The organism is Nocardia abscessus (assembly GCF_015477775.1).
Taxonomy (GTDB): Bacteria; Actinomycetota; Actinomycetes; order Mycobacteriales; family Mycobacteriaceae; genus Nocardia; species Nocardia abscessus_A.
Genome location: NZ_JADLQO010000001.1, coordinates 246,365 through 262,101 on the forward strand (window position 1 = coordinate 246,365; position 15,737 = coordinate 262,101).

The 15,737-nt window shown below is 70.2% G+C and carries 14 protein-coding genes; 11 read left to right on the forward strand and 3 right to left on the reverse strand.

All coding sequences use genetic code 11. The features are described from left to right. The first annotated feature begins 13 nt into the window (after nt 1-13). The 11 genes from IU450_RS01280 (at nt 14) to mnhG (ending at nt 12,309) form a co-directional block, all read left to right on the forward strand. Entirely contained in the window at nt 14-1,516 is a 1,503-nt protein-coding gene (locus IU450_RS01280) for an ATP-binding protein (protein WP_195147935.1), read from the forward strand. Next, nucleotides 1,513-1,866 (forward strand): UBP-type zinc finger domain-containing protein, encoded by a 354-nt coding sequence (locus IU450_RS01285; protein WP_195147936.1) that lies wholly within the window; start codon nt 1,513-1,515, stop codon nt 1,864-1,866. The genes IU450_RS01280 and IU450_RS01285 overlap by 4 nt, the downstream gene beginning before the upstream one ends. A gap of 72 nt (nt 1,867-1,938) precedes the next feature. Continuing rightward, a complete protein-coding gene (locus tag IU450_RS01290; RefSeq protein ID WP_195147937.1) occupies nt 1,939-2,379 on the forward strand; it encodes a hypothetical protein in 441 nt (146 codons plus the stop codon). A 75-nt stretch (nt 2,380-2,454) separates the two neighbouring features. After that, complete coding sequence (locus IU450_RS01295; RefSeq protein ID WP_195147938.1) at nt 2,455-4,722, forward strand: AAA family ATPase; 2,268 nt, start codon at nt 2,455-2,457, stop codon at nt 4,720-4,722. Nucleotides 4,723-4,857: 135 nt separating this feature from the next. Continuing rightward, nucleotides 4,858-6,159: a hypothetical protein gene (locus IU450_RS01300; RefSeq protein ID WP_195147939.1), complete on the forward strand. Its 1,302-nt coding sequence runs from the start codon at nt 4,858-4,860 to the stop codon at nt 6,157-6,159. 110 nt (nt 6,160-6,269) lie between these two features. Further along, entirely contained in the window at nt 6,270-9,164 is a 2,895-nt protein-coding gene (locus IU450_RS01305; protein ID WP_195147940.1) for a Na+/H+ antiporter subunit A, read from the forward strand. Continuing rightward, entirely contained in the window at nt 9,161-9,538 is a 378-nt protein-coding gene (locus tag IU450_RS01310) for a Na(+)/H(+) antiporter subunit C (RefSeq protein WP_181720752.1), read from the forward strand. The genes IU450_RS01305 and IU450_RS01310 overlap by 4 nt, the downstream gene beginning before the upstream one ends. Then, nucleotides 9,535-11,148, forward strand: a complete 1,614-nt coding sequence (locus IU450_RS01315; RefSeq protein ID WP_195147941.1) for a Na+/H+ antiporter subunit D — start codon at nt 9,535-9,537, stop codon at nt 11,146-11,148. Before IU450_RS01310 ends, IU450_RS01315 begins: the two co-directional genes overlap by 4 nt. Continuing rightward, on the forward strand, nt 11,145-11,720 hold the full coding sequence (locus IU450_RS01320) for a Na+/H+ antiporter subunit E (protein ID WP_195147942.1): 576 nt from the start codon (nt 11,145-11,147) through the stop codon (nt 11,718-11,720). The genes IU450_RS01315 and IU450_RS01320 overlap by 4 nt, the downstream gene beginning before the upstream one ends. Beyond that, a complete protein-coding gene (locus IU450_RS01325; RefSeq protein WP_181720755.1) occupies nt 11,717-11,977 on the forward strand; it encodes a monovalent cation/H+ antiporter complex subunit F in 261 nt (86 codons plus the stop codon). The genes IU450_RS01320 and IU450_RS01325 overlap by 4 nt, the downstream gene beginning before the upstream one ends. Then, the gene (gene mnhG / locus IU450_RS01330) at nt 11,974-12,309 is read left to right on the forward strand and encodes a monovalent cation/H(+) antiporter subunit G (protein WP_195147943.1); all 336 of its coding nucleotides are present in this window, start codon (nt 11,974-11,976) and stop codon (nt 12,307-12,309) included. The genes IU450_RS01325 and mnhG overlap by 4 nt, the downstream gene beginning before the upstream one ends. Nucleotides 12,310-12,324: 15 nt before the next feature. Here mnhG and IU450_RS01335 read toward each other — a convergent pair whose 3' ends face one another. From IU450_RS01335 to sodC, 3 genes are all read right to left on the reverse strand, one after another. Then, entirely contained in the window at nt 12,325-13,683 is a 1,359-nt protein-coding gene (locus IU450_RS01335) for a phosphatase PAP2 family protein (RefSeq protein ID WP_195147944.1), read from the reverse strand. Nucleotides 13,684-13,759: 76 nt separating this feature from the next. Then, on the reverse strand, nt 13,760-14,905 hold the full coding sequence (locus IU450_RS01340; protein WP_195147945.1) for a glutamate--cysteine ligase: 1,146 nt from the start codon (nt 14,903-14,905) through the stop codon (nt 13,760-13,762). 11 nt (nt 14,906-14,916) lie between these two features. Next, nucleotides 14,917-15,600, reverse strand: a complete 684-nt coding sequence (gene sodC / locus IU450_RS01345) for a superoxide dismutase[Cu-Zn] (protein ID WP_195147946.1) — start codon at nt 15,598-15,600, stop codon at nt 14,917-14,919. Between the last annotated feature and the right edge of the window lie 137 nt (nt 15,601-15,737).

Below are 15,737 nucleotides of genomic sequence, written 5' to 3' on the forward strand. Positions count from 1 at the left end.
TCAGGAGGCCGCAATGACTTCGAACCAGACCGCGGACCGCAGCAGCAGGCTGGTGTGCGACCCCGCCGAGCTGCGCACCCTGTTCCTGTTCGAGAAACTGAACGACGAGCAACTGGAATGGCTGTGCGCCGACGGCCGGATCGAGACCATCGAACCCGGTCTCGTCTTCCGCGAAGGCGAACCGGCCACCTGCTTCTACGTGCTGATGGACGGCGAGGTGGTGCTCACCAAGCAGTCCGCAGGCGCGGAGATCGAGCTGGTCCGCACCGAGCACCACGGCTCCTACGCGGGCGCGTGGATGTCCTACATCGGCGACAAGGTCGACCAGACCTACAGCGGCTCCATGTACGTGACGCGACCGTCGCGGTTCTACGTCCTGGACGCCGAGGTCTTCGCCCGGATGATGCACGAGTGGTTCCCGATGGCCGTGCACCTGCTCGAGGGCGTGTTCTTCGGCAACCGCAACACCAACGCGCGCATCGGTGAACGCGAACGGCTGCTCGCGCTCGGTTCGCTCTCGGCTGGTCTCACCCATGAGCTGAACAATCCGGCCGCCGCGGCGGTGCGCGCCACCGCGGGCCTGCGCGAACGGGTCGCCGGCATGCGGCACAAGCTCGCGATGATGGCGGAGGGCAAGTTCGATCCGTCCTCCCTCGGCGCCTTGGTGCGCATGCAGGAGGAGGCGGCCGCCCAGGTCGCGAAGGCGCCGGAGCTGTCGCCGATGGAGGCCGCCGACCGCGAGGACCTGCTCGGGGAGTGGCTGGAGGAGCACGGCATCGCCGACGGCTGGAACCTCGCGCCGAACTTCGTCCAGGCCGGTTTCGACACCGACTGGCTGGAACGGGTGGCCGCCACTCTGGAGGGCGCTCCGGAACAGGTGTTCCAAGGGGCCATCCGCTGGCTGAACTACACCATCGAGACCGAGTTGCTGATGAACGAGATCGGCGACTCGACCACCCGCATCTCCTCGCTGGTCGGCGCCGCGAAGCAGTACTCGCAGATGGACCGGGCGCCGTTCCAGGTGGTCGACATCCACGAACTGCTCGACAGCACGCTGGTGATGCTCAGCCGCAAGATCGGCGACGGGGTGCGCGTGGTCAAGGAGTACGACCGCACCCTGCCCCAGGTGCCCTGCTACGCCGCCGAGCTGAACCAGGTGTGGACCAACCTGATCGACAACGCGGTGTACGCGATGAACGGCGAAGGCACCCTGAGCATCCGCACCAGGCACGAGAACGACTGCGCGGTCGTGGAGATCGGCGACACCGGCTCCGGCATCTCGCCGGAGGCGCGCAACCGGATCTTCGAACCGTTCTTCACCACCAAGCCGATGGGCGAGGGCACCGGGCTCGGACTGGACATCTCGTTCCGCATCGTGGTCAACAAGCACAACGGTGACATCCGGGTGGACTCCGAGCCGGGCGACACCAGGTTCACCGTCTGGCTGCCGCTGCACCGCCCCGGCCCGGAGCAGCTCGACGGCGCCACTCCAGCGAACACGGAAGGACAGTCATGACCGAGCGACTCGCGGGCATCGATCCCGCCGTACCACCCAGCGGTCCCGGCTGCGCGGAGTGCGAGCAGAACTCCGGCTGGTGGGTGCATCTGCGCCGCTGCGCCCAGTGCGGGCACGTCGGCTGCTGCGACACCTCCCCCGCGCAGCACGCGACCGGTCACGCGAAGAGCACCGGTCACCCGTTCATCCAGAGTTTCGAGCCGGGCGAGGACTGGTACTACAACTTCGAGACCGGAGAGATGTACACCGGCGGACCGGAATTGGCGCCACCGCACAGTCATCCGGCTGATCAGGGCGTGCCTGGCCCGCGCGGCCGCGTCCCGGCGGATTGGCAGGCACACATCCACTGATCACGGGAGAACCGGTACGCTGCTGCGAACGCCGGGGCCTCCGGCACCGAGATCCACCCGGGAAAGCACGGTATGAAACGAACTTCCACCATCGTCCTGGCCGTCGGGACGGTGGGTTTCCTGCTGGCAGGCTGCGGCGGAGCGGACGAGTCCACCGACGCGAACGGATTGCGCAAGGGCTCCGCGAGCGCGACCACGTCCGCCTCGGCCGCGCGCACCACGACCGCTCCCGACACCGCGACGCCGGACACCCCGGCGGGCACGGAGGCGCAGGCCACGACGAAGCAGAGCGACCCCTCGCTCGGCCCGGCGTCCAGCACCACCTGCGGTGAGTTCCGGAAGCTGGACACCGACGGCGAGAAGGCGCTGATCGAGCAGATCCTCGCGGAGAACCCGGGCGGCCCGTTCGACGGCAGCCCGAACGTCGCGCTGGGCACCGCCAAGCTGGTGTGCCTGTCGCCGAGCGTCGCAGGCACCTCGGTCGCGATCGCCGCCGGAATCGTGAAGAAGTAGGCGGACGACCCTTCTCCACGGGCCCGGGAACGATGAACCGTGACCGATGCCGTGCCCACGCGGCAGAATGGCACAGTGGCAGAACTGGCACTCACCGCCCGCTTGAATCCCTCCGCCGCTGACGCCCGGCGCGGGGTGGTCCGGTTGCATCCGGAGGCGCTGACCGCGCTGGGGCTGCGGGAGTGGGACGGCATCATGCTGGTCGGCTCACGGCGCACGGCCGCGGTGGTCGGCGTGGCGCGCCACGGAACGCCCGCCGGTGTCGCCCTGCTCGACGACGTCACGCTGTCCAACGCCGGGTTGCGTGAAGACGCGACAGTGGTGATCTCCCCCGCCACGGTCTACGGCGCCAAACAGATCACGGTGAGCGGCTCGGTACACGCCACCCGGACGATTCCGGGCGCGACCCTGCGGCAGGCGCTGCTCGGGAAGGTCGTCACGGTCGGCGACGCGGTCTCGCTGTTGCCGCGCGACCTCGGCCCCGACATCAGCTCCACGGCGGCCACCCAGGCGCTGTCGCGGACTTTCGGCATCGCCTGGACAACGGAGTTGCTGACCGTCACCGCCACCGATCCGCGCGGGCCGGTGAGCGTGCAGCCGAATACCGCCGTCGTCTGGGGCGCGGGAGCGGTCGCCGCACGCGACGCCGCCGATCTGGCCTCGGCCGGAACCCCGATCCCGGTGGGCGAGGCCTCGCGCGGCGCCATCGAGGCCGCCGTCTTCGACACGGCCGCGGGCACCAACGGCGCCACGGTGGGCCGGATCGCGGCGCCCGGGGAGGCCACCGCGATCATCTCGGTCGAAGACCTGGCCGGCGCGCGCAGCCAGGCCGCGAAACTCGGCGAATGGCTCAGCCTCGCCTTGGACGAGCCCGAATTGCTGCGCACGCTCGGTGCGCGCCCGCACCTCGGCGTGCTGATCACCGGCCCCGCCGGTGTCGGCAAAGCGACGCTGGCCCGCTCGGTCGCGGCCCCGCGTCGCGTGGTGGAACTGGACGGCCCCACCATCGGCGCGGCTGAGAGCGGGGCGCGGCTGCGCGTGGTCGCCGAGGCGGTGGCCGATATCGGCTGCGGCAGGGGCGGCGTCCTGCTGATCACCGACATCGATGCCCTGCTGCCCGCGGCCGCCGAGCCGGTCGCCACGCTCATCCTCGACCAGTTGCGCGCCGCGATCGCCGAACCGTGCGTCGCGTTTCTCGCGACCACGGCGCACCCCGCCGGGATCGACCAGCGGCTGCGGGCGCCGGATCTGTGCGACCGCGAGCTCGCGCTGCCGCTGCCGTCGGCCGCCGTGCGCAAGGCGCTGCTCGAGCAGCTGTTGCGCCGGGTGCCGACCGCGGAGCTGAAGCTCGACGAGATCGCCGCCCGCACGCCGGGATTCGTGATGTCGGATCTGGCGGCGCTGTGCCGGGAGGCGGCGCTGCGCGCGGCGTCGCGGGCCAGGGAGCAGGGCGAGCCACAGCTCACCCAACCCGACTTGCTCGGTGCGCTCGAGGTCATCCGGCCGCTGTCGCGCTCGGGCATGGAGGAACTCGCCATCGGCAGCCTGAGCCTGGACGACGTCGGCGACATGGTGGAAACCAAGCAGGCGCTGACCGAGGCGGTGCTGTGGCCGCTGCGGCACCCGGACTCCTTCGCCCGCCTCGGCATCGAGCCGCCGCGCGGGGTGCTGCTCTACGGCCCGCCCGGTTGCGGCAAGACCTTCCTGGTGCGCGCGCTGGCCGGTACCGGTCAGCTCAGCGTGCACGCGGTCAAGGGCGCCGAACTGCTGGACCGGTGGGTCGGCTCGTCGGAGCGCGCGGTGCGCGAATTGTTCCAGCGGGCGCGCGATTCCGCGCCATCGCTGATCTTCCTGGACGAGGTGGACGCGCTGGCCCCGCGCCGCGGCCAGAGCGCCGACTCCGGTGTCGGCGACCGGGTGGTCGCGGCACTGCTCACCGAACTCGACGGCGTGGAACCGCTGCGTGACGTGGTGGTGCTGGGCGCGACCAACCGGCCGGAGTTGATCGACCCGGCGCTGCTGCGGCCGGGCAGGCTGGAACGACTGGTCTTCGTACCGCCGCCGGACGCCGCCGCCCGGCGGGAGATCCTGCGCACCGCGGGCCGCGCGGTGCCGCTGGCCGCCGACGTCGACCTGGACGCGCTCGCCGAGAAACTGGACGGCTACTCCGCGGCCGACTGCGCGGCGCTGCTGCGCGAGTCCGCTCTCACGGCGATGCGCCGGGACATGCACGCGGCCGACGTCACCGCGGCCGACGTGCTGGCCGCCCAGGCGGTGGTGCGGCCCTCGCTCGACCCGTCGCAGATCGACACGCTGCGCCGGTACGCGGACAGCCGCGGCTAGATCACGAGCAAGACGCGAGCTTCAGCCAATCCCTGGTAATTCGGCTTGAACCGCGGTTTTCCGATCGGAGACATTTACTGGCGAATTTTCGGCAATCACAAGATCGCGTGCGCACCACGGGTATGTTCGACAATCGTGCGCAAGGTCGGCGAGATTGTCGATGCGACCACGGCCTTCACGGGAGCCGCGGTCGCGGGCGTCACGCTGTTCCTGCCGGTCACCGTCAGCGCCCAGAGCCAGTCCTCGTCGTATCGGATCGTCGGCCTGCTCAACAGTGTGCCGCGCAGCGCGGCGCTGGGGGTGATCGTCGCCGTGGCGGTCGCCGTGCTGGTCTCCACCACCACACGGCCGCTGACCGGATGGGCGACGGCGACGGCCGCGGCCGCGGCGCAGCTGATCAACCACTTCGCGGGACGCGACGCGTCGACGGCCGAGATGCTCACCACGCAGAACTACATCGACTCGGTGTGCGCCGCGGTACTGCTCGGCGGACTGGGAGCCGTCGTGTTGCGCCGCCCGCTGCCCGGCGCGGCCTTCGCCGTGGGCGGAGTCGGATTCTTCGGCTTCGGCGATCTGGCGGAACTGCTGAACATCAACGTGGACGCGTACTCGGTGCTGGAGACCCCGACGCGCTGGATGCTCGGCGCGGCGCTGGCCCTGCTGGTGATCAGCACCCTGCACAACTGGAAGCGCACCGAGGAGCCGAAGACGCCGCGCATGGCGATCGCGCTGCCGGTAACGCCGATCCTCGCCGCCATGGTGCTCGCGCTGGTGGTCCTGGCCGGCACCGAGTGGCTGGGCCGCCAGTACAGCAAGCTGCCCGCCGAGAGTCACGCGGTCGAGATCGGGATCGTCGTCGCCGCCACGATCGTCAGCGCGACCGCCGCGGCCATGCTGCTGCCCGGCCGCGACGGCACCGGCGTGTACCTGGCGGTGAGCCTCACCGCGGCCGTCGACGCCGTGGGTTACGCGGTCCGGCCCGGCTGGACCTCCGCGGTGCTGATCGCCTTGACCGCCGCCGGACTCGCCATCGGCGCTCGCATGCCCTCGGCCGCCCTCGCCATCCTGCTCCTCGCGGGTATCGCGGTCTTCGCCATCGTCACCTCGACCTCCGCGGGAACCGTCGCCTTCACGGTGATCAGCGGCGTCATCGCGTTGACCGCGGGTTACTGCTGCGGCACGGCGCGACCGCACTACGCGCCGAGCGGCGTGCTCGCGATCACCGCGCTCTACCTTCCCTCGGCGGTGTCGGTGATGCCGGACAAGTTCAAGGACTGGCGCGAGGACGTGGCGGTGCACGACGCCACCCCGGGCCGCACCGCCCTGGCCATCGTCATCGGCAGCGCGATCGGACTCGTCGTACTGCGCAAATTCCGGCCGCGCAGCAAGCGTCGAGCAAAGGGGCAATCGGAAAGCGAATCATTAGCGGATATATAGCCGCTGTTCCAGGGGATGGCGGACGCCATACTTGCCGCTTCCGCGATAAATGCAGGCTTTACGTAGGATTGTCCCGGACACCCCGCCGCCCCTACCCGACGGAGTGAAGTTTGCTCGCAATCCTGCTCGCTCATGCCGCTGCCGCCTTGACGGCACCGCTGTGGGTGCGGGTACTGGGGCGCAACGCTTTCTACCTGCTGGCCTCGGTGCCGCTCGGCTGTCTCGGCTGGGTGATCGCGAATTGGTCCGAGCCGCAGCGCGTTCGCCTGAGCTGGGCGCCGAGCATCGGGCTGAACATCGATCTGCGCTTCGACACGCTCGCGGCGGTGCTGTGCGCGCTCGTGCTGGGCATCGGAGCGCTGGTCCTGGTCTACTGCGCCAGGTACTTCGAGAACGACCAGGCGCGGCTCGGGGTGTTCGCCGCCGAGCTGGTCGCCTTCGCAGGCGCCATGTTCGGCCTGGTCACCAGCGACAACATGGTGCTGCTCTATGTGTTCTGGGAAGCGACGACGGTGCTGTCGTTCCTGCTGATCGGTCACAACGCCGAGCAGGCGGCCAGCCGGAGGTCCGCGATCCAGGCCCTGCTGGTGACCGGCGCGGGCGGATTGGCGATGCTGGCGGGCATCGTCGTGCTGGGCACGGCGAACGGCAGCTATCTGCTGTCGGATCTGCTCGCGGGAACGCCGCCGAGCGGGGTCGCGGTCGACGTCGCGGTGGCGCTGCTGCTGGTGGGCGCGCTCACCAAATCCGCGGTGGTGCCGCTGCATTTCTGGCTGCCCGGCGCGATGGCCGCGCCGACGCCGGTGAGCGCCTACCTGCACGCCGCGGCGATGGTGAAGGCGGGCGTGTACCTGATCGCCCGGCTCGCACCGGTGTTCGCGCAGAACCCGGTGTGGCATCCGCTGGTGCTCACCCTCGGCCTGGCGTCGATGCTGCTGGCGGGGTTGCGATCACTCCAGGTAACCGACCTGAAACTGGTGCTGGCCTTCGGCACGGTGAGCCAGTTGGGCTTCCTGATCGTGCTGGTCGGCATCGGCACGCCCGACGCCGCGCTGGCGGGCGTGACGATGATCGTCGCGCACGCGCTGTTCAAAGCGTGCCTGTTCCTGGTGGTCGGGATCATCGATCACGGTGCGGGAACGCGCGACCTGCGCAGGCTGTCCGGCCTCGGCCGCCGCGCTCCGGTGCTGTACGGCACCGCGATCCTCGCGGCGCTCAGCATGGCGGGCATCCCGCCGCTGCTCGGTTTCGTCGGCAAAGAAAGCGCGCTGAGCGCCGTCATGGACGCGGACGTACTCACCGCGCCCGGCCGCGGCGCGGTGCTGGCCTGCGTCGTGCTCGGTTCGATACTGACGGTCGCTTACAGCATCAGGTTCGTCCAGGGCGCCTTCGCCGACAAGGGTGTCGAAGCACAGCCCGCCGCCACACCGCCGGCCCACCACCCGAGCGAACTTCCCGTCGCCGCGGGCCGGGAACCCGAGGATCGTCTCCGCTGGCATCCGCCGGGTGCGCTCTTCCTGGCGGCACCGGCGCTCCTCGCCGTCGCGGGCGTGGTGGCCGGTCTCGCGCCGTCCTGGTTGGACGCACGGTTGCGCCCCTACGCCGAAACGCTCGCAGGCACGCCGGTTTCCCATCTCGCGCTGTGGCACGGCTTCGACCCCGCCCTGGCGGTGACCCTGTTGATCGTCGTCGGCGGTGTCCTGCTGTACCGGCTGCGCGACCGCTTCCCGGAATCGGCGCACCCACGCCTGGGCAACGCCGACCGCGCCTACGACGCCACGCTGCGCGCGATGGACACCCTCTCCCTGCGGATGACCGGCGCCGTGCAGCGTGGGTCGCTGCCGCTGAGCCAGGCCACGATCCTGGTCACGCTGATCGTCCTGCCGACCGTGCTGCTCGCGCTCGGCGCCCGCACCGGAGTCACGCTGCGCCTGTGGGATTCGCCGCTGCAACCGGCCATCGGGGTGATCATGGTGGTGACGGCGATCGCCGCGACGGTGCTGCGCAACCGATTGGCGAGCGTGCTGGTCGTCGGTGTGACCGGCTACGGCAGTGGTGTGATCTTCGCGCTGCACGGCGCGCCCGACCTCGCGCTCACCCAATTCCTGGTGGAGACGCTCACGCTGGTGATCTTCGTTCTCGTGCTGCGCGCTTTCCCCGCGCGGATCGAGGCGAGCCGCAGGACCGCGTTCAAGGCGCGCAGGGCGCTGCTGGCCGTGGGAACGGGAACTGTGGTCGCGGTGCTGGCCGGGTTCGCCGTCGCGGCCCGTACCGCCGAACCCGTCTGGCCCCGGATCCCCGACGCCGCCTACGAGTTCGGCGGCGGCAAGAACGCCGTCAACGTCTTGCTCGTCGACCTGCGGGCATGGGACACCCTCGGCGAGATCTCGGTGCTCGTCGTCGCCGCGACCGGCGTGGCCTCACTGGTCTTCCGCAGCAGGCGTTTCGGCAGCGCGCCACGAGCGGCGGACTCTCCCGACTACGATCCGGCGCTGGTGAGCTGGCTGCCCGCGGGCCGGTTGGTCGACCGGGCCGAGCGGTCGATGGTCCTGCAGATCACCACGCGCCTGGTGTTCCCCACCATCATGGTGCTGTCGGTCTACTTCTTCTTCTCCGGCCACAACGCCCCCGGTGGAGGATTCGCGGGTGGGCTCACCGCCGGGCTCGCGCTGACCCTGCGATATCTCGCGGGTGGCCGCTACGAGCTGGGTGAGGCGCTCCCTGTCGACGCGGGCCATGTCCTCGGGGCGGGCCTCCTGCTGGCGGCGGGCACCGCGATGTCGTCGCTGCTGCTCGGCGCGCCTCCGCTGTCCTCGGCGATCATCGAGGTTTCGCTGCCGGTGGTCGGGCACGTCAAGGTGGTCACCGCACTGCTGTTCGATCTCGGCGTCTATCTCATCGTGGTCGGCCTGGTGCTGGACGTGCTGCGCAGTCTCGGCGCGCGGCTGGACAGTGAGCTGGCCGACGCCGAGGCCCCTTCGGCGAACGGCGGTTCCGGCGCATGACGGCCAACCTGACCTTGCTGGTGGTGATCGGCGTCCTGGTCGCCTGCGGGGTGTACCTGATCCTGGAACGCGCGGTATCGAAGATGCTGCTCGGGTTGATCCTGTTCGGCAATGCGGTGAACCTGCTGATCCTCACCGCGGGCGGCGGCGACGGTGAGCCGCCCATCCACGGCGCCGCCGACACCGAGGAGATGGCCGATCCGCTCGCCCAGGCGATGGTGCTCACCGCGATCGTGATCACCATGGGCATCGCGGCATTCGTGCTCGCCCTCGCCTACCGCGCCTACATGCTCACCACCAGCGACGACGTCGCCAACGACGAGGAAGACGCGGAGGTCGCCCGGCGGCGGGCCGGAGAGGACCCGGAGACGTGAGCCCCGCTTCCGGCCTACTGCCGATCCTCATGCCGCTGCCGGTGCTCGTTCCGCTGCTCGGCGCCGCGGCCACGCTCGTCTTCGGCCGCAGGCCCCGCATCCAGAGCGCGGTCAGCGTCGGCGCGCTGTCGTGTGTCGTCGTGATCTGTGGCCTGCTGCTGTTCCTGGCCGACCGGGACGGCACCACCGCGTTGCAGGTCGGCAACTGGGCGGCGCCGATCGGCATCACGCTGGTGGTGGACCGGCTCTCGGCGGCGATGCTGCTCGTCTCGTCCATCGTCCTGCTGTCGGTCGCGCTCTACGGCGCGGGCCAGAACATCCGCGACGGCGACGCGCGGCAGCCGACCTCCATCTACCGGCCCACGTATCTCGTTCTGACCGCCGGTGTCTCGGCCGCCTTCCTCGCCGGTGACCTGTTCAACCTCTTCGTGGGCTTCGAGATCCTGCTCGCGGCGTCGTTCGTGCTGCTCACCGTGGGCGCGACCACCGAACGCATCCGGGCGGGCGTGGCCTACGTGATGGTGTCGATGGTCTCGTCGCTGATCTTCCTCACCGGCATCGGACTGACCTACGCGGCCACCGGGACGCTGAATCTCGCCCAGCTCGCCGTCCGGTTCGGCGCCGTGCCGGAGGGCACGCGCACGGCCGTGTTCGCGGTGCTGCTGGTGGCGTTCGGCATCAAGGCAGCCGTCTTCCCGCTGTCGAACTGGCTGCCCGACTCCTACCCGACCGCCCCGGCCCCGGTCACCGCCGTGTTCGCCGGCCTGCTCACCAAGGTCGGCGTCTACGCGATCATCCGGACGCACTCGCTGCTGTTTCCCGACGGCGGCTTCGACTCGGTGCTGCTGGTGTGCGGCCTGCTCACCATGCTCGTGGGCATTTTCGGCGCCATCGCGCAGAGCGACATCCGCCGTCTGCTGTCGTTCACGCTGGTCAGCCACATCGGATACATGGTGTTCGGGGTCGGGCTGGCCAATGCGGCCGGGCTGGCGGGCGCGGTGTTCTACGTGGCGCACCACATTCTGGTGCAGACCGCGCTGTTCCTGGTGGCCGGACTGATCGAGCGGCAAGCCGGATCGACTTCGCTGCGCCGATTGGGCGGACTCGCCGCCGCCAGCCCGCTGCTGGCCGTGCTGTTCCTGGTTCCCGCGCTCAATCTCGGTGGCATCCCCCCGTTCTCGGGGTTCATCGGCAAGGTGGCGCTCCTGCAGGCGGGCGCCGAGAAGGGCAGCGTGCTGGCCTGGGTGCTGGTCGGCGGCGCCGTGCTCACCAGTCTGCTCACCCTCTACACCGTGGCCCGGGTATGGAGCAAAGTGTTCTGGCGACCGCGCGAAGACGCGCCCGAGGGGCATCTCACCGCGGCGAAGCCGCCGACGTTGATCGAGGACACGACCGACGTGCACTACGACGAACGCACCGATCCCGGCCGGATGCCGCCGCTGATGGTGCTGTCCACCGCGGCGCTGGTCGCGGTCGGTCTGTGCCTGACGGTGCTGGCGGGCCCGATCCTCGCGATCGCCGACCGGGCGGCGATCGACCTGCGTGATCCCGGCGTGTACATCGGCGCGGTGCTGGGCGGCTCGCCCGGCGATCCGGGAGGTCCGCGATGAGCGCCGAGCAGACCTGGCGGGGCCCGCGGCGCGACACGGTGATCCGGGTCGGCATTCTTTTGTGGCTCACCTTGGTCTGGCTCGCCCTGTGGGGCGACCTCAGCGTCGCGAACATCCTGGGCGGGCTGGTGGTCGGCGCACTGATCATGGTGGCGCTACCCCTGCCGAGAGTGCCGGTGACCGGTCGGTTGAATCCGCTTCCGATGGTCGAATTGATCGTGGTGAGCTCGTATTACGCGCTGAAGTCGAGTCTCCAGGTCGCGTGGTTCGCGATCCGCCCCGCCGGAACGCCGGTGTCCGGGGTACTGCGGGTGTACTCGGCCACCCGGTCGGATCTGGTGCTGGTGCTGTGGACCGACCTGCTCAACCTGATCCCCGGCACCATGGTGCTGGAGATCGACCGCGGGCGCTGCGTCGTCTACGTGCACGTCCTCGACGTGGGCAGCGACGCGGCCGTGGCCGAGTTCTACCGGACCACCCGGCGGTTGGAACGCCTGCTGATCGAAGTGTTCGAACGTCCCACCGGATGGCCGCGCTCCCGGCCGACCACGCCACCGGAGGTGGCATCGTGACCGTCGTCGCTGTCCTCGCCGCCGTCATCCTGGCCGCGGCCGCCCTGCTCACGACCTATCGCGTCGTAGTGGGACCGAGCACCCTGGACCGCGTCGTCGCCGTCGACTCGCTGATGGCCATCGCCGCCTCCGGACTGGCCGTGTGGGCGGCCTACAGCGCCGACACCACCGTGGTGCCCGCGATCGTCGTGCTGGCGCTGGTGGGCTTCCTCGGCTCGGCAGCGGTGTCCCGATTCCGAGTGCGGGACGACACATGAACCTCTGGCACGTGCTCGCGGGCGCCCTGATCCTGTTCGGTTCGACGCTCGCGCTGACCGCCGCGATCGGGATCGTGCGCTTCCCCGACACGCTGACCCGGATGCACGCCGCCACCAAGCCGCAGGTCGTCGGACTGATCCTGGTGCTGGTGGGCGCCGCGATCCAGCTGCGCGGCCACGGCAACGTCTGGGCGCTGGTACTGGTCGGGCTGTTCACCCTGCTCACCGCCCCCGTGATCGCCCACATCATCGGCCGCACGGCCTACCGGGAGCAGCGCCACCGCGACGGGCTGCTGCGCGTCAACGAGATGCGCGACGACGACGTCGATTAGCCCGCCCGACCGGCCTCAGCTCGTGGCCGGCTCGACTTCCCGTTCCACCTGGCGCGCCTCTCGCACCGTCGCGAACCACGTCGCGTGGAAGGCCGCCGCCAGTCCGGCCAGCAGCCCGAGCACGACGGTGCCCGCGAGCACCGGGTACTCGGCCATCGGCACGGCGAGGTACCGGTAGGACAGCAGCAGCGCCGCCAGCACGACCGCACCGGAGGCGACCAGCCGGACGCGGAACCATCCCCAGCCGCGCTCCGGCTCGCGCAGCGCCGATTCGACGGTGAGGCACAGCACCGCGCCCGCGACCAGGTCGACGCCGTAGTGGTAACCGAAACCGAGGGTGGCCGTCAGGGTGGCCAGCAGCCAGAACGCGCCGCCCCAGCGCAGCCAGCGCGGAGCGGGCTCGCCGTCGATGCCGCGGCGGGTGTGCAGGAATACCGACAACGCCCAGGCCGTGTGCATGGAGGGCATGCAGTTGCGCGGGATCGCCGCGTCGAACGGCAGCGGCATCGGATTCCGATCGATCGGCGGCACTACGCCCGGCCAGTAGTTGCCCAGTTGCAGCCCGTTGCCGTCGGGTCCGTAGGCGAACATCGGCCCGACGACCGGGAACAGCACATAAACGAGGGGGCCGATCAGCCCGAGCACGAGAAAGGTCCGCACCAGATAGTGCGACGGCCACCGGCCCGACGACACCACTCGGCGCAGCTGCCACACAGCCACGACGATCGCCGCCACGGGCAGCTCGATATAGACCCAGTGCAGCACCGCGTAGACCACCGGCCCCAGCGCGTCGACCGCGCGGCCGAGCACCCATGACGGGTCGCCCAGCGCATGGTCGGCGAGCATCACGTACTCGTCCAGCACCGTGGGCCTGCCGATCACGGTGACGTGCAGCCACACGTCACCGACCTTGGTGGCCAGGACGAGCAGCGCGCCGAGCGCGACCGCGTGCAGCGCGTCGCGCCGTTCGCGACCGGACCAGCGCAGCCAGGCCACCAGCGCCAGGCCGGTCAGCACGATCACCGGACCGTTGCCGACCGCGAACGGCTCCCCCGCCAGCAAGCGGGCGCCCGCCCACACCACGTCGACGGCCACCGCGACGCCGACCGCGACCCATCGCCGCCGGGCCGAAATGCCCACCAGCGCAAGCACCAGCCCGGCCCAGGGCACGGACATGGATTTGGGTGTACCGACGTAATCCCGCGCCACACTCTCCAGCGGGCCTTCGAATCCCTGCCCCACGGCGACGACCTGCAGCACGAGCAGCAGGACCGGCACCGCGGCCACCGCCGCGGCGACCCGAACCCGGGTCTGTGGCGCGCGGCGGCTCGGTGCCGCGCTTCCTACTTTGGAACCCGGGTCTTCGACTAGCATCCGACCATAGTAAACGGGGGGTGAACGCCGTCCCCCTGGCCAGCTGAACGGCAACCGACCTATCCGCGGCCGGACGTTACTGTTTCAGCTCCTCGACCAGCGCGTCCACCACCGCGACCAAATCGCCCTGCGATGCCGCGGCAACCCGGCGCTGCCGCTGATAGGAGGCGCCCCGCTTGGGGATCTCGGCCACCAGCGCGAGCTCGTCCGCGCAGTCCAGCCGCGCCGCCGTCGGCTCCAGCCGGTTCAGCAGATCGTTCAGGTCGTCGGTGACCAATCGCTCGTTGCTGTCGGCGTCGGTGATGATGATCGCGTCCAGCCCGTAGCGGGCGGCGCGCCACTTGTTCTCCTGCACATGCCACGGCGGCAGCGTCGGCAGGTCCTCGCCGTTCTCGACGCGGTGATCGAGGTCGACGATCAGGCAGTGGATGAGCGCGGCCATCGCGGCGAGCTCGGCGCGGGTGGAGATGCCGTCACAGACCCGCACCTCGATGGTGCCCCACTTCGGCGCCGGGCGGATGTCCCAGTGCATGCCGCCGAGCTGCGTGAAGACCCCGGTTTTGAGCTGATCGTGCACGAAATGCTCGAACTGGGTCCAGTTCTCGAACTGGAACGGCAGGCCCGCGGTCGGCAGCTGCTGGAACATCAGCGTCCGATTGCTGGCGTAGCCGGTGTCGGACCCGGACCACATCGGCGAGGCCGCGGAGAGCGCGAGCAGATGCGGGTACGACAGCAGCAACGAGTTGAGGATCGGAAAAACCTTGTCGCGGTGGGAGACTCCGACGTGCACGTGCACGCCCCAGATCATCATCTGGCGGCCCCACCACTGGGTGCGCTCGATCAGCTCGTCGTAGTGCTCCGACCGGGTCAGCTGCTGGGCCGACCACTGCGCGAACGGATGGGTGCCCGCGCAGAACAGGTCGACCCCGAGCGGGTCGGCGGCGCGGCGCACCGTGTTCATGGTGCCGGTCAGGTCTTCCACCGCCGCGCCCACGGTCTCGTGCACGCCGGTGACGAGTTCCACGGTGTTGCGCAGCAGCTCCTTGGTCACCTGCGGGGTGCCGTCGTGGGCACGCAGGTCACCGAGCGAATCGAAGACCTCCGCAGCGGTATTCGACAGATCGCGGGTCACCTTGTCGACCAGCGCGATCTCCCATTCGACCCCGATGGTGGGCCGGGGCGAACCTTCGAAGGGAACGTGCTCGATTCCTGCCCCGGCCATATGCCACCGCGCTACTGGATCACGCCACAGGCGACACGGCCACCCGCGTCGCCCGTCGCTAGGGTCGATTCGTCGGGGCCCGCGACGCCATCGGCACGGACGTAACGGTTGGGGATGTTGCCGAAATTGTCGGCGTCGGCGTGGATGATCAGGGCCTTGCCCTTCACGTCGTCCAGCGTGACCGTGTCGGTGGTGGTGACCAGCTTGGCGGCGCCGTCGGAGCGCACCTCCAGCGAGGTCAGATCACCGCTGGCCGGGTGCGCGTTGGCGCTGCCGACCTGCAGATGACCACCGGCGGACAAGAAGTCGCCCGCCGGGCCGCCGGTCGGCGCGACCGAGTTCGCCTCGCACTTGCCGATCTGATGCACGTGCAGGCCGTGGAAGCCGGGACGCAGCCCGCGTGCCTCGACGGTGACCTGCAGGTGGCTGCCGTCCTCGGTGAAGTTCGCGGTGCCGACCGAGGCGCCCGAGGGGTCCTTGAGCTCCACGTTCGCCCCGGACGCGGTGTGCGGCATGCCGTGCTCGGTGCTCGACTGTCCGGCCGGAGCGGGGGACCCGGTCCACACCGGCGGGGTCGTCCCCTGGACGTCACTCGACTCCTGGCTGTTCGAGCAGGCGGCGAGGCCGAAGACCGCGACCGCGAGCACCGGGGTCACAGTCCGCCAGGACGGGCGTCGGGTTGTGGACGGGGCCATCGGGGAACTCCTTTACGAGTACCGAGTTTACGAGTAAAGCTGGGTGGACACGTTCGTTACCGGACAAGATGATGCCACGACCGCCGTGTCACGCCCTCGACAGGGCGGCGCGCCCTCATCCGGTCTCGGCCGGTCCG